Here is a 14,864-nt window from a genome sequence, read left to right as displayed (position 1 = left end):
CCATGCCTCCCTGCGCTTCAGGCAGCGACGCCTGTCGGACTTGGCTCGACGGTGATCACCTGGCCGGATGTCACCAGTACGATCAGCCCGCGTTCGGTGCCGGTCATGTCGAGATAGGCGCGGACCTGCGCGCGATAGTGCTCAATGGTCTCCGCTGTCGGCTGTACATCACTTTTCCAGTCGATTACGACAGCAGGCTTGCCGTCGCTGCCAAAACTGGTCGCATCAGCAATACCGATCGTTGCCTGCTCAACCCCTTCAACCTCAATCGCCGCATAAACGGTCAGTTCAGGCACCAGACTGGGCCGCAGCTCGGCGATTTCCGGTAGGTTGAGCGTCCGTACCACGCAGCCGGCGAGTTCGTCGTGGCTCAAGCCTAGGGCAGGATCGTCCATCACCGGCTTCCCGATTTCCAAGATAAGTGCCTGAGCCCGATCGGCCAACGCCGCCTCACCGCCATCGGTCTCGCCGGTCAGCACTTCTTCAAGCAGCTTATGGAGGATGAGGCCTCGCTCTCGCCCACCCTGGACGTTCGGCGCCAGCCCTTTGTCATCGGGCTGGCTGTCATCGCCAGCCGCCCAGATATCCACGGCTTCAGGCGTCAGTACCGGGCCAGCGTGGCTTTCATCGCGGCTTGGCGCGAGCCAGACGAGGCGCTGGCGCTTATCGAGGATCGCGGCGGCTTCGGCAGCAAAGCTATCGCGAGTCTGAATATTGACTGCTTGTTCCGCTGCCGCACCCATCCCTTCGGGCAGATGCGAAAGATCGAGCGCCGGCAGTTCGGCCAGCGACAGATCGACCAGCGAAATCCATGCGGACTTGGACTGTGGCGCATCGAGGCGCGGCAGCACCAATAATTCGCGGGCACGGGTCGCCGCGACATACCAGAGACGGATGCGTTCGCGGTCGAGTTCAGCTTTCTCGGCGTCGAGCACCGCTTCATAGCCTGCCGGCTTCACGCCGAAGACCGGGCAATAGAAAGTGTCGCTGTCGCGGTCGGTGACTGCGCTATCGGGCGCCTTAATCCCCGTCATCGTGTTGATGGGGACGACGATCGGCCACTCGAGCCCTTTGGCGGCGTGCATTGTGTAGAGCGCAACCGCTTCTTCCTGAGCGTCCGGCCGCCCTTCGACGGCGCGTGCCTCGTCGGTCCAGGCCGCTGTCATCTTCTCGGCAAAGGCGCGCAGCCCGCGTACCGCAAATGCCGAGGTCAGGCTCAGGTAGAGATCGACATTGGCCAGCGCGCGCTCGGCCTGGCCGCGGTGACGCGCCAAGAGGATCGGCCGCACCCGCAGCGCATCGATTGCGTGAGACAATAGCTCATGCGGCGTGGTGCTGTTGCATTGACGCTGGAGCGCTTGAAGTTTCTCGATCGTGGCACGAGCCAACGGATGCGCGATGTCGGCCGGATCGACGCCCATGTCAAACCGCGGAAGTTTGTCGGGTGCGTCCTCAGCGCGCGGCAGCGCCCAGATGATGTCGAGGAGTTGCTCTTCAGTCAGGCCGACGAGCGGCCCACGCAGCAGCGCGCCGAGAGCGAGAGTATCGCGACGATCCGCCAAGACGCGGGTGAGCGCGATCAGATCCTGAACTTCCTGCCGGCGAAAAAGGCCTTTGCCGGCTTGGGTCGCGACCGGGATACCATAGCGCTCCAGGGCTTCCTCATAGCGCCATAGATCGCTGCCGGTGGGCGCAAGCAAAGCGATGTCGCCTGGGCGGCACAAGCGCCCTGCGCCGGTGCGCCGATCAAGGATCATTTCGCTGCCGATGAGCCGGGCGCACATCTGCGCTACGGCTTCGGCCTCGCCATCGCGCTGTTGCTCGGCTGATGCTTTGCCGTCCTCGCCGGCGACCGCGACGTCAAGTGCGGCAATACACAGCGCTTCCCCGCGATCGGCATGAAAGGGGTCGAGCGCCATGAAGCCGGGTTGGCCGTCGCTCGAGAGCGGCCCCTCGAACCTTTCGTTCACGAAGGTCAGGATCGGAGCACATGACCGGAAGTTGGTCGAGATCGACAGGACGCTGTCCTCGTCCTGGGCGACAAACGCATTGCGGGCACGGACATAGGCCGAGACGTCGGCGCCGCGGAAACGGTAGATCGCCTGCTTGGGATCGCCCACCAGGAAAAGGGCCCCGGGGCGGATGACGAAACTCGTCCAATCATTCGCATCTCCAGCCTCCACGGGCTCACCGCATAGGCGCCAGAAGATTTCGGTCTGGAGCGGATCGGTGTCCTGGAACTCATCGACCAGCACTTTGGTGAAGCGGCCGGCTAGTGCGCGGCGCACATCGTCATGGTCGCGCAGAAGACCGCGCGCCGCGAAGATCAGGTCGTCGAAATCGAGCAACGCGGCGGACCGCTTATAGTCGCGGAAGTGATCGAGTAAGGGGCGCACTTCGCTGATCAAGTCGGCAAGGACACGGCCCGCGACATTCTGGGTGAGCGTCTGCCATGCCACGCAGCATGTCGAATAAGCTGCTTCCGCTGCGAGATTGAGCCGCTCGCCATCTGCTTTGGCGAGACCTTCGCGTTTGGCCGCTTCGACCCATTTGCCCTTTTTCTTGAAGGCCAGGAACGTGCCGGCCTTGGTGCAAAGGTCGGGATGCGGCGGTAGGGTCAGCAGTCGCACGAGCCCGGCGGGCGTATCTATTGCGGGTCCGCCCTCAAGGCGATCCGCCATTTCCGCAAAGCGCTCGGCGAAGACCGCTGTCTCTTCCTCGACGGCCGGCACGGTGCGGATGAACTCCGCGAATTCCGCTGCCGCTGCCCGAAACGCTGTGAGATGAGGAGCAAGCGGGTCAGCGGCGGGGGCGGCGACGGTACGCCGCTTGCGCAGATTCTCGACGATCCGGTGGATAAGGCCAACCGTTTCGCTAGGGTTATAGAGCACCATCTCGGCAATGAGGCCGCCCTCGGCACCGGAAAGCCGTTCGCGCAGCCACGCTTCAACGATTTCGATGAAAGCGAGGTCGGCCTGATTGCGATCCATGACGCTCGCGCCGGGATCGATATCGGCCTCGACCGGATAGGGTTTGATTAAACGCTGACAGAAGCCGTGAATGGTCGAGCAAGTGATCTCGTCAATATGCGCAGCAGCCTCTGCGAGATGCGCCTTGTGCTGTTCGGAGAGCCCACCGGCAAAAGCGATCTTGAGTTCGGTCGGGATCGTCCCGGCGACAAGCTCGCTGACAAAGTCGCGGACGCGCACAAGAAGCTCGCTCGCGGCCAGCTCGGTGAACGTCACCGCCGCGATCGATTTGGGAACAGCGCCTTGCGCCAGCATGGCCGCTATCCGGCCAGCCATGACGGCGGTCTTGCCGGAACCGGCACCGGCTTCCACGAGGAGCGACTGGTCATGGCTGCTGATCGCAGTACGGCGCGCAGCGTCGTCCCGCAGGATATTCAGAGCGACGGTCATTATTGGGCCTCCCAAACTAGAGCAGCGTCACCGAAGAGCTCAGTCGCAGCCGGCATTTTGCGTTTGCAGTATGTCGCGCCAGCGTTGGCGGGCAGCGCGAAGGCGAGATCGTCATATGTCCCGCCGGTGTCCGGTCCGATCAGCGCATGGCCAGCGCTCAGGCTGGTGCTCGCAGACTGCAGATAGGCGGTGAGCTCGCCAAGCGTCGCTTCGGGATCGGCGAGCAGAAGGTCGGTCTGGGTACGCGGATAAAGCAGCGAGGCGCTGAACGACACGCCCGCTCCCAGAAGGGCTTTCACCGCGAACGCATAGAGGCAGCGCTGTAACTCGCGGCCACCATCGATGCCGATATCGTCCTTGGGCGGTCGGCCAGTCTTGTAGTCGCGGACGAGCGCGCGCGTGCCATCACCCGAAAGATCGAGCCGGTCGATATAGCCTTTGATAGCAATGCCGGTTTGGGGGATAGCGACCGGGATCGCTGTATCCCATGGACTGCCGGCGCCGGTCTTGGGCGAGGCGCCACCAAAGGCCACTTCCCCGTAGGAACGAGCGTCGTCCATATGCTCACCCCGATAGGTCAGCGCGCGTTCTGCGAGTGTGCGGGCATCGTCGAGCATACGTCGCCAGATAACCGGCGGCGGGACTGCCCGCTCACTTTCCCAGACGCCCGCGACGCTCCCGGCTGCGACTTCGATTGCATCGGAGATCTTGGCATCGCCTGCATTGGCAAGGCCGCCATTCGCTTCCAGATCCTGAAGCGCGAGGTCAAGAGTCATGTGGACGAGATCGCCCATCGCGAGTGCGTCGAGCACCAGCGGGTCGGTGCCGCTTTCAGGCAGCCTCAGGCGCATGCCATAGCGCCAGACGAAGCCTAGTGGACTACGCAGGAGCATCTTCAGCGAGCTGGCCGATTGGACCTGCGCCAGGATGGAGAGCAGCAACGGGTGTTCCGCGCGAACCAATCCGTCGTGCGGCGTAATTTCCTTGCGATGCCAATTGCGCCAGGTGGCAAGCGCGCTGGCGGCCTGTGTGTCGCTGGCGAACTCATGTGGCCGCGCCATCAGGCGGTCGGTCTCGCTGAAAGCATGAGTGGGTACGGCGTTACGGGCGATGTAAATTTCTTCCACGACCGGGCCGAGCAGGGCGCTGCGGCCAAGGAGCCGGCCCTCGCTGTCGCGACGTGCCCGCGACATTGTGACCTCGATCTCGGTTGTCGCCAAGATGGTCTCGAAATCGCGCCGGTCTGCAGCGCCGATCGGAAGCGGATCGAGTTCGGCGGTGGGGATGATGTGGTCGGAGATGAGCCGGTCTTCGGAAATTCCGCGCGGCCAGCGCGAGGAGTTGAGGCCGATGAGGCGCACATGGCGACGCGGCGATGCCGCGAGCGCGCTTGCAGGCATCCATGCCGGCGACACGCAGGCCTCAAGGCCGTCATCCTGCTTCAGATACTCGAGCGTTCTATCGAGCGACACGGACGGGCCAGCAAGAAGTGCTTTGCGCCAGATCGATAGCGCTCGACCGGTCAGGAACGCTGCGCCGACCTCGTCGGCTTCCGCATGCCCCTTTGCGAGCAGATCGATGATCGCACGCAAGGTCGCCGTGTGATCCCGCTCATCGGGCCAGTCCGCAGCCGTAAGACGAGAGAGCAACCTATCCCAGGCGCTGAGCGAGGCAAGCGGGGCGTCCGCGGGCAGAACGCGCAGCCACCCCTGCGGCAATGACTGGAACGGGCCGGTTTCTGATCCGCAAAGCGCCGCGAGCCTGCGTATGCGGGTCTGAGAGAACCCGCGGATCAGAATATCGCTAAGCGCCGCTGCGGCCTGACCTTCGCGGGTGGTGGTGACTTTGATGCCATGGACGAAGTGAAGGTCGAGGTTGGCGTCCCCACGCAAGGCGAGAAAGTGATCATCATATTCGGCGGTCGAGGCGGCGGCGATGGCGATGTCGGCAGGATCGACGCCGTCTGTCACCATCAGCTCGCGCGCCCAGCGGATAGCCTCGACAACTTCGTGATAGCCGGTGGCTGCGCTGATAATGTGCTGCTCAGGTGTCCGTGCATCCGAGCGATGCACCTTGATCCCGGTTGCGGCAAGCCATTCCGGGACGGGGCGCGGTCCTGCGACCCATGAGACTGGTACATGCTCCGAAAGCGCAGCCAGAAGTGGACGCCAGCTCGGCGAAAGTTCTGTGATGCCGACGATCTCGACGGGGCCGATGGCCGCCGGTGCATGGACCAGTCGCTTGAGCGCAGCCGCCACCAGATCGGCGGGGCGCATCATTCCAGGCAGCAACCGCTCCTGAACAGCAGCTTCAAGGCGTGCAATCGACGCGAGGCGTTGATGGTCATGGGCGCGCGCGGCCAAGTCGATCCCCGAGCGCCAGACCTTGTGGAGCGTATCGGCTGCTGCATCGACCATGCCCGGCAGCAGTTTGATGCCATCGAGCTCACCCAGCGGCGTTTCCGGCAAGGCTGCTTGGATCGCGCTGCGCAGGCTCTCGTCGTCGATTAGCCGCGTGAAGCCTCCAGCCAGCCGGACGGCGAGCTGCTCGAAGGAGAGAATCTGCAGACCGTGAAACCTCTGCCGGGCGGCATCGAGGCGCAGTTCGCGTATCGCCAAACGGCCATGCGCGACGATCGTGCGCCGATTAGGATTGGTGTTCACCGCCAACTTCCTCCTATTGTCTCGCTGGTTCCGCTTGACGCGACTCCATCGTGTAGATAAAAAATATATGGGCATCGTAGATATGTCCATATAGTTTTTATGCCCTCCTGATGTGAAGGAATGAAGGCGGATGATCAGCGAGGGGCCAGCACTGAAGTGGGGCGTTGAACGCCGCCTGGAATTCATTGAGTTCCGGCTGTTCTGGGAAGGCGGCGTCAACCGCTCGGACATCATTGATATGTTCGATGTGTCGGTGCCGCAGGCATCGAAGGATTTAACGCTCTATCAGGAGCGCGCGCCGCATAATGCGCTCTATGACAAAAGCGCTAGGCGCTATGTGGCCGGCCCGGATTTTGAGCCCATTTTCCTGAAGCCAGACCCCTCTGGCTATCTGTCACGCCTGCGCTCGGTCGCCGAGGGATTGATCGAACTGAAGGATTCGTGGATCACTCAGATGCCCGACACCGACATCGCGCTGACACCCCGCCGCGATATCAACGCTGAGGTGCTGCGCACCGTATTGAGCGCGGTGCGGGACGTAAAATCAATCGATCTCCACTATCAGTCGATGAGCGAGGATCGCCCCGATCCGACTTGGCGTCGCATCACACCGCATGCCTTTGGCTATGATGGCTTTCGCTGGCATGTGCGCGGCTACTGCCACATCACTCACAAGTTCAAAGACTTCCTCCTACCGCGCATTCTTGATGTGGGCGAACTTGGTGATGCAGGCGCACCTGCTGGTCAAGACGCTCTTTGGCAGATGCACTTTACTGTCAAGATCGGCCCGCATCCCGACCTCACTGAAAGTCAGAAGGCGGTGGTCGCAAAGGACTATGGGATGGCAGGCGGTTCGGCCGTTCTGACCGCCCGCTACGCGATGCTCTTTTATGTGCTGAAACGCCTAGGCCTTCTAGGTGATGCCGCTCAATTGCCAGCCCGGAGCCAGCATATAGTAGTGATCAACAGGGCTGAAACAGCCGCAGCTCTGGAAAAGGCGAATTTCGCCCTGTGAGTTCTGGCTATTGTGTACCGGATCATTGTTACCGGATGACTTTCAGTACTAGCGTGCTGGTGCTCAACGAGAGCCTCGTGATTGCTTGGGCTTATCGACCCGACAAGACGTGGGCTTGGCCGCGTCAAAAACCGTCCCCCTTCCCGAGCAAGTGCTAGCCTGCCGCGGCGATGACCGCGCTCAATATCGGTGCTGAGATCATCACGGCGCCGGCGCGGCTGAGCCCGGCTTGAAGGCTTCCGGTTTCTCCGCCGACCGTGCCTGACTAATCCACGGATTTATTGTGTTTTTTGACAGCCGCTTCGTAGACGGCTGCTCCCTGCTTCGAGGCAGGGCGGCGCTTCCAGCGACCCGTACCCTCGTAGTCGCAGTATCTCGCTTTATGATCTGGCCGCTCACTTATCGCAAGACTGCTTCGAGAACTGCCGCCGCGCATCACTATCAATGCTTGCGCGCCCGCAAAGGTCCGAACCTTTACCGACGAAGCCTTGAGTGCCGACACAGCAGGATACGATGAAATCGCCTTGCTATCGTGCGTGTTGTTTTGTATCGCAGCACCATTATAGTGGGAGTCGGCGTCATGAAGCACAGGGTCCGAAGCGCGGCAGCCGCCGCTGCCATCACCGTATCGAGCCTCATCGGTTCAGTCGAGCAGGCGCAAGCCTACCAGGTTGACTGCGCCATCTTGCTCTGTCTGGCCGGAGGCTGGCCAGCATCGGCGCCTTGCGCCCATGCGCGGTCCGTCTTCATTCGGCGGATTACACCGTGGCCGATCGAGCCGCCGCTACAGATCTGGCGCTGCCCGATGGGAGTGTCGTTCAGCGCCCCTGCCCCGCTTTCGCCGTTGGAACGGCTCTACGACATCGCTTTCCGAACTGAGCCTCAGATCAGCGTGCCGCAAGACCCGCCGCTCTTTTTGCCGGTGCAGGCAGAAGAACAGGCTGACATCGACATCTCGGGCGATGCCTTCGACTTCGTTCGCAGCATTCGCGTCTATCACATCCAGTTCAGCCAGCGCGAAAACCGGGATGGGGATTGCAACCGTTACGATAGCACCCGCCTCGGTTCATATGGGGTGCAAGGCGACTATCGTTGGACACGATCGAGCGTAGCCGATGTTCCGCCAGCATCACAACTTCCGGAGCCCGTTCACTGCAGATCGATCAGCTACCGCTCCGTCTTCGTGGATTGGCGCGACCACGAGGGAAACTACGGCTTCGAAGAGGTCCGCTACTGACACTGCGCGGGGCGGCGTAGCGCCGGCCCGTATCCGATAAACCCTGCACCAGAGACTGTGCACCGACCCCAAAAAGGGAAACGACGCCAGACCGTGAAGCCTGACGCCGCGTTAGAAAAAACCCGTGAACAAGATTTTTCTAGCGCACTGTCCGAACCTCTGCAACCAGCAAAGTTGTTTTGCTGGCAAAAATGTTGTTACCTCACGGCATGGCCTCGGCTCTCTCAGGAGACACCGACCATGGAACCCACAACCGGCCTGATCTTGCGACGGATCACACAGACAGAGCTTTCCGTATCCGCCCATAAATTGGCCACGATCATCCTCGATGGCATTGCCTGGAAGGAAGGCTACAACGGCCTGTCACGCGGGACGGCCGCGTTCACTCTATCTACGCTCGCAGAAAAAATGGGCGTCTCGCGCCAGTATCTGACCGTGCTCTTGACTGAACTCGAAGCCTCCCAGCTGCAACTCACCCGCCAAAAGCCCAATGGCAAGTATGCACCCTGGCTCTTTCGCTTCACAGCCTTTGATGAAGAAGGCGAGATCGAAGATGTCGCGTCAGGTAGAGACGACACATCACTATCTAGTAAAGACTATAACAAAACTGTATTCTCAGGACATATCAACATTAATGCAGTTTCAGACGTGTTTCAGACTTGCTGGGCCGACTTGATCAAGGCTGCGAAGACCGTGCTTCCATGCTGGAATGTCGACACGCAAGTGATCTGGGATCGCTTCCTTGCGTTCAACCGCGCGCGCGGCAACGAGAAGGTTCCAGCGGGGTTCTTGCTCGGATTCATGCGCAGGTGGCGCACCGCGCCGGGCGCTACACCTCGGCCAAAAGAAGTGCCCAAACCGCAAGCGATGCTCGATCCGCGCGAGCGTGAGCTACGCGATCAGATCAAGGCCGCGCCGAGCACAAACCGCCAATTTCATGCTTCCGACCTGTGTAGCAAGATCGGTATGGCCGCTTATGAGGCGCGGGTTCTCGAGGTCATCCGCCAGTTTGGATGCCAGCGGTTCACGGCCATGCTGGCTGTGCATGGTCGAGCTGTATTGGCTGGGGAGATTGCGCGGTGACAATGGAGAGGTTAGCACCTGCAATGCCAAAACGAGTTGAGTACGCCAAGACCCGCGATGGCGCCAATCAGAGCAGATCGGCAAACTGCTCCAGGTCAGCAACAGTTGCGACCAGCCCTTGTTGCGTCAGGATCGACAGATATTCGTCAACACTCTTGGGCGGTGTCGCGTAGCCCTTAAATCGGGAGTGGACAAAACATGGGGGTCATGCGGCGCGTTTTCTGTTTGCGACGGTCAGCCGACCATCGAGAACTGCGGCCCTTGTGACGGCTACTCGGTGAGCCCCTTTGGGCGACCACCGCATCCTTCTGCGCTTTCCCATGCGGGCATTGGCAATGTCATCGACTGATCCTTCGGCACGTGATGACGAGATGGGCAGCCCGGTACGGTACCGTCGGCCATAGTCGACGAGGGATTCCATGTTGTTCGCGAGATAGGTGTACAGTGTCTCGCAACGGGCCTGCACACGAGCGGCAGCGGTGCGGACAGCCAGGGGCTCTTCCGCAAGGCGGGTGCAATCATACATGAGCGCCTTCAGATATGTTTCCGCGACCCGTGCTCTGCCATGCCAAAGCCACCAGCGGAGGCTTTTCGCGGGGCGCTGGAACAGCACCGGAATCCAGGGAATCCCGGTATCTGGACCAGACCCTGAACGGCGGCCTCGACATGTCGAATGCGCATCGAGATGTGCCACCAGTCGAGGATATGCTTCACCTGGCCGTCGCCACCCATGGCATTCCGTATGAGGTTCGGGAGAGCAAGCTCGCCATCAGAGATTACCGTCAACAGACGGCCCGGCTTCCATCCAAAGTCTGACAGCTCTTCTCGCATCCGGCTGCCTGGCGATGCCGTCGCATTGGCGACCAAGCCAAATCGTCGGCACATATTGCGACTTTCAATCTTACGACCACAAGATCCAGGTGTCGCTGCTGATACTCCGGTCGACAGCGGATATGCGCACCGTCCAGAAAAACCGTCAAACCACCTTTGGGCGGTGCTTCAACGGGATCGCCTGATGCCCTTCGATTTTTCTCGAGCGCAGTGGCTACTCTTCCCAACCGGTCACGCACCGTGGTGTGATGGGGCGGATGGCAGGGGAGGAAGCTTTTCATCAGCCGCGCGGCTTCGCGAAAGGAATGCCGGGACCCGAGTTCCGCATGGAGCCGCTGCAGCTCCGGGGTAGACCGGTCAGGAAAAAAATAGGCCAGCGGAGAAATAGGTCCGCCGGGCATTGCCGCTGACCTGGCATCACAAGAACAGCGGCGCAAGCGCGCGGCTTTTACCCGAACCCGCCCAAAGAGCGTGTCGAGATCGCGCGTGCGATAGTCATGAATGGGACGAACCGAGGCGCAATCCGGGCATACGCGGCTTTCTCGGATGATTTCCTCAACCTGATCGCAAAGAATTGCCCGCTGAATCTGTTCGACAACCCTCTTCCCATCCTCAAGGCGCAACCCGATCCCGTCTGGACAGGTCACCCGGTAGGGTCGAGAAATGCCGTCAAGCTGATGAGTGCGCTTCTCCCCGTTGTCGAAGGTAGTTTCGATTGTAGTCCGTACGTCCATGGCATCCCCCCACGCAAAGAACTCACCTTAGCACGGGCCGCAACGACGAAGATGACCCCCATGTTTTGTCCACTCCGACCGCGTGCATCCATGCAGGTGCCGCAGATCAGCACGCGGCCGCCCGCCGACAGCACCCGGCGCAGCATCCGCTCGATATTGTAGAACCCCTCGGGCGTCTTTTGCCCCGCCTTGGCGCATTGCGCCGCATCGGCCATCAGGAACACGGTGATCTCAGCTTCGTCATCCTGCTTGGCTAGCGCATGCGTCATGCGCAGCCCGTTGAAGCTGCGCTCGGTGCCGGTAGGGCGGATCATTTAGCAGGATCAGGTGTTTCATTTCGTTGGCTCCTTCGTTGTGATCCGGGGGTCCAGGGCATGGCCCGAGGCCGGGCCGCGAACCGGGCTGCACCAGCATCCGATCGAGCCACAGATCGCGCCGCGTTCGGAACTGCTCCGATCCCGATTTCCATGCCGTGATGCCCCTTGGCGGGCTGCGCCACATAGGTGCCGAGCAGCCTGTCCCACCACGGCAGGTTGAAGCCATAGTTGGAATTGGTCTCGCGTGGATCGGTGGAATGATGCACCCGGTGCATGTCGGGCGTCACCACGATCAGGCGCACCAGCGATCCACCCGGCGCGGCAGGTCGATATTGGCGTGAATTGAACAGCGCCGTGCCGTTGAGCAGCACCTCAAAGATCAGCACCGCCACCGCAGGCGGGCCAAGCGCCGCCACCACCGCCAGCTTGATCCCCATTGACATCACGATCTCGACCGGGTGGAAGCGCAGCCGGTGGTGGCGTCGAATTCGAGGTCGGCGTGATGCATCCGGTGCAGCCGCCACAGCCCCGGCACTGCGTGAAACAGCACATGCTGCAGGTAGATCGCCAGGTCGAGCACCAGCACCGAGACGAGGGTCGCCACCCAGGCGGGTGCGTCGATATTGTTGAAGAGGCCCAGCCTTTTTCAGCCCCGAGCACCGCCAGACCGACAGCAAGCACAGGAAGGTCAGCCGCAGGATCACCGTGTCCAGCACCACCAGCCCGAGATTGTTTGTCCAGCGGAGCACGCGCGGGATCTCCTGCCGCCGGCGCGGCGCGGAGAGTTCCCAGAGCATCATGCCGATGAGAATGCCCAGAAAGATCGTGAGGCGGATCGCAGCTTCTGCATTCAGGAGCATGTCGGACATGAGCAGATCCTTCGGGGGTTGCGCGGCGACGTGGAACGGTTATCATTCAAGTAATAACTTGATTGAGTAAAGGCGCGCTCCCGCCATGTCAACCAGCCCGAAACAGCCCTCCTGAAGGAATACGCCCTCGTCGCGCAGGCGCTTGCCGCCCCCGCGCGCCTGATGCTGCTGGAACAGCTGGCGCAGACCGAGGCGGCGGTCGAGGCCTCGCACGCAAGACGGGCTCTCGGGTCGCCAACGCCTCGCAACACCTGCAGCAGCTGCGCCGTGCCGGGCTCGTCACCAGCCGCCGCGCGGGCAAGGCGGTGATCTACCGGCTGAAGGACGCGCGCAGCATCGCGCTCATGGGGTTGCTGAGCGAGGTGGCCGAGGCCAATCTGGCGCAGGTCACGGATATTTCTCGAGGGCTTCGGGGGAGGCCCCCGCGCCCGAGCCGATCACCGCGCCGATCTGGCCGAACGTCTGGCGCAGGGCGCCGTCACCCTGCTCGACATCCGACCCGAAGACGAGTTCGCCGCAGGCCAATCCCCGGCGCGCAGAACACGACATTGGCCGATCTCGACCGGCTTTTGCCCGCGCTCGACCAGAAGCCGAAGTCGTCGCCTATTGCCGCGGTCCCTATTGCATCTACGCCCATCAGGCCGTGGCCCGCCTCCGCCATCACGGCTTCAACGCGCGCCGCATGGCGGCGGCCTGCCCGAATGGCGCGAGGACGGGCGGGCGGTGAGTACGGAACCCGGTTGTTCTGATGTCCGACATCAGCGGTCACTTGGTGACGACCTGATCACCAAACCTTGAGAAAACTAAGCTCTGATCTGGCATAGATTGGAATTTGCAACTCCCGCCTGACAACAACAGATAGCGTTCTATCAACCATGTATCTGGTCCAAGACTTCGGCGCTCCCGTGTCAATACCTGCCTTGCAGGTCGCACTCTTCAGGCCTCTAGGTGGCAGAGCGCGGCACCAGCTCATCCGGCGCAAGTCACTTACCCCCCAATTGTGTTTCAGACTTTTCGTCTTGCCCATGGCGTGAAGTAATAGTCCCGTCCCGAGCAGGATCATCGGCACCGATAGCGCCTGACCCATCGTCAACCCCCAAGCACCGAAATGAAGTGCATGACCGATCGGGTTATCGGCCGCTCACGAACTGTGCGTCAGGCTGCCTGAACAGTTCCACAAAACTTCTGCCAAGCCCATATCCAACTAGAAACGCGCCAGCCAAAGCGCCCGGCGCTTTCAGCCAGTCGCGTCGCCAGGCAAGATAGAGCAGCAGAAGTCCAAGCAGAAGTCCTTCGAGAAGCGCCTCATAGAGTTGCGAGGATGGCGAGCGCAAAGGCTGACAAGGCCCGGACAAGTCTGCGCTGCTCGCGGGAAAGATAACGGCCCATGGCACATCGTCGGTCTGCCCCAAGCTCGTTGTTGGTGAAATTGGCCAGACGCCCCAAAAACAGCCCCGGCGGAGTTGCAAGGGCAAGCATGTCTGCCGTGCTCAGAAGAGGCGCCTTATGACGGATGCAAAATACCAGAGTCGACATGGCCACACCTGCAAAGCCGCCGTGAAACGACATCCCCCTTGCCATACCATGAAGATCTCCCAAGGGTTGGTTAGGAAATGACTGGGCTGATAAAACAGAACAAAGCCGAGGCGGCCGCGACGATCACACCCAGAATTATCCAAGTCAAAAGACTTTCGATTCGTCGTGGGTCAAGCGGAGGGCCTTCATGGGGCCAGATTGGCGGACGTTGGACAGCCGCCAAGCAGATACGCCATCCTATGAGGATTCCGACGATATACGCGAGCGCATACCAACGGAGCGCGCAACTGGGAATCCCCAGATATCAAATGAAAAAGGTCCGTTCCTATGTCGGGGAATGGTATTGCTGCGGTAAGCAAGGATCATGCTCCTTTGTTACTTTTCGGGATAGGAAGCCGAAAGAAATTACGATTCGCGCATCAACATTCCTCTTTATGAACTTGGCGGTGATTGCCGTCGGTCATGGCGGACAACCTCCCTTTGCCGAACTCCGAAGCATATGAGGGAGCTCGTTCACCGATCTGACCCAGCACCGGAAACACATCGAGTAACCAGTATGACAGGGCGCTGAGCTGACCGGTGATCATGGCGATCCCATAAGAATCATCACCACGCCTGCCCTGATGCAGACGACGGCCCAAACGTCCCACACCGCGCAGGCGACCCGTAAGGCGGTCGGTGAAGGCGGCGACGATCAGGAACGGGATGCCAAGCCCGGCGGAGTAGATCGCAAGCAATGTCACGCCTCTCCAATGGTGGCACTTGTCGCGCTGGCGGTCAGGATCGCGCCAAGGATCGGACCGATGCAGGGAGTCCAGCCAAAGCCGAAGGCGAGCCCAAGCACATAAGAGCCCGTGGGGCGTCCTCCCGGGTCGAGGTGAAACCGAAAATCCCGCTCATCGCCTGAATACGTGCTGCCCCCAGCATGAAGAGCCCGAACAGGATGATGATTCCACCGCCGGAAGTTGAGCTCATAGCGCCAGCGCAGCAGCGATTGCCCAAGGGCGGTGGCCGAGGCCCCGAGGATCATGAAAATCGTGGAGAATCCCAGCACAAACCAAAGGCTGAGCCAGACAACCTGGCCGCGGCCCGGGGTCACTGCGTCGCCTACCGAGCGCCCCGCGATATAGGAGACATAGCCTGGCACGAGCGGAAGCACA

10 protein-coding genes and 3 pseudogenes are annotated in these 14,864 nt (G+C 61.2%); 3 read left to right on the top strand and 10 right to left on the bottom strand.

What is annotated here, in order from left to right; translation table 11 throughout:
• Positions 1–17: 17 nt before the first annotated feature.
• Both ACLGGT_RS21545 and ACLGGT_RS21540 read right to left on the bottom strand, forming a co-directional pair.
• On the bottom strand, positions 18–3,419 hold the full coding sequence (locus ACLGGT_RS21545) for a UvrD-helicase domain-containing protein (protein WP_437197633.1): 3,402 nt from the start codon (positions 3,417–3,419) through the stop codon (positions 18–20).
• Positions 3,419–6,082: a PD-(D/E)XK nuclease family protein gene (locus ACLGGT_RS21540; RefSeq protein WP_437197632.1), complete on the bottom strand. Its 2,664-nt coding sequence runs from the start codon at positions 6,080–6,082 to the stop codon at positions 3,419–3,421. The genes ACLGGT_RS21545 and ACLGGT_RS21540 overlap by 1 nt, the downstream gene beginning before the upstream one ends.
• A 130-nt stretch (positions 6,083–6,212) precedes the next feature.
• Between ACLGGT_RS21540 and ACLGGT_RS21535 the strand changes: the two genes are divergently transcribed.
• The 3 genes from ACLGGT_RS21535 to ACLGGT_RS21525 all read left to right on the top strand — a co-directional run bounded on the left by ACLGGT_RS21535 (position 6,213) and on the right by ACLGGT_RS21525 (position 9,417).
• Positions 6,213–7,097 (top strand): WYL domain-containing protein, encoded by an 885-nt coding sequence (locus ACLGGT_RS21535; RefSeq protein ID WP_437197630.1) that lies wholly within the window; start codon positions 6,213–6,215, stop codon positions 7,095–7,097.
• A 580-nt stretch (positions 7,098–7,677) separates the two neighbouring features.
• Positions 7,678–8,334, top strand: a complete 657-nt coding sequence (locus ACLGGT_RS21530; RefSeq protein WP_437197629.1) for a hypothetical protein — start codon at positions 7,678–7,680, stop codon at positions 8,332–8,334.
• Positions 8,335–8,574: 240 nt separating this feature from the next.
• Positions 8,575–9,417, top strand: coding sequence for a hypothetical protein (locus ACLGGT_RS21525; RefSeq protein ID WP_437197628.1), 843 nt, complete (start codon positions 8,575–8,577; stop codon positions 9,415–9,417).
• A 205-nt stretch (positions 9,418–9,622) separates the two neighbouring features.
• Here the strand turns inward: ACLGGT_RS21525 and ACLGGT_RS21520 are convergent.
• The 8 genes and pseudogenes from ACLGGT_RS21520 to ACLGGT_RS21485 form a co-directional block, all read right to left on the bottom strand.
• Positions 9,623–10,982: pseudogene (locus ACLGGT_RS21520) on the bottom strand (ISKra4 family transposase).
• Entirely contained in the window at positions 10,892–11,296 is a 405-nt protein-coding gene (locus ACLGGT_RS21515; protein WP_437197627.1) for a DsrE/DsrF/TusD sulfur relay family protein, read from the bottom strand. The pseudogene ACLGGT_RS21520 and the gene ACLGGT_RS21515 overlap by 91 nt, the downstream one beginning before the upstream one ends.
• A complete protein-coding gene (locus tag ACLGGT_RS21510) occupies positions 11,293–12,168 on the bottom strand; it encodes a sterol desaturase family protein (RefSeq protein WP_437197625.1) in 876 nt (291 codons plus the stop codon). Before ACLGGT_RS21510 ends, ACLGGT_RS21515 begins: the two co-directional genes overlap by 4 nt.
• A 42-nt stretch (positions 12,169–12,210) precedes the next feature.
• Positions 12,211–12,381, bottom strand: a complete 171-nt coding sequence (locus tag ACLGGT_RS21505; protein WP_437197623.1) for a hypothetical protein — start codon at positions 12,379–12,381, stop codon at positions 12,211–12,213.
• A gap of 174 nt (positions 12,382–12,555) precedes the next feature.
• Positions 12,556–12,717, bottom strand: coding sequence for a hypothetical protein (locus ACLGGT_RS21500; RefSeq protein WP_437197622.1), 162 nt, complete (start codon positions 12,715–12,717; stop codon positions 12,556–12,558).
• A gap of 581 nt (positions 12,718–13,298) precedes the next feature.
• Positions 13,299–13,737, bottom strand: a pseudogene (locus ACLGGT_RS21495) (prolipoprotein diacylglyceryl transferase family protein).
• Positions 13,738–13,774: 37 nt separating this feature from the next.
• On the bottom strand, positions 13,775–13,945 hold the full coding sequence (locus ACLGGT_RS21490) for a hypothetical protein (RefSeq protein ID WP_437197718.1): 171 nt from the start codon (positions 13,943–13,945) through the stop codon (positions 13,775–13,777).
• A gap of 274 nt (positions 13,946–14,219) precedes the next feature.
• Positions 14,220–14,864 (bottom strand): annotated as a pseudogene (locus tag ACLGGT_RS21485) (cytochrome c biogenesis CcdA family protein); the annotation flags it as partial.

The sequence above is a fragment of the Roseovarius sp. MS2 genome (assembly GCF_051447875.1).
Classification (GTDB): Bacteria; Pseudomonadota; Alphaproteobacteria; order Rhodobacterales; family Rhodobacteraceae; genus Roseovarius; species Roseovarius mucosus_A.
The sequence above is the reverse complement of the archived record's forward strand: the minus strand, read 5'-3'. Positions and strand labels throughout refer to the sequence as shown.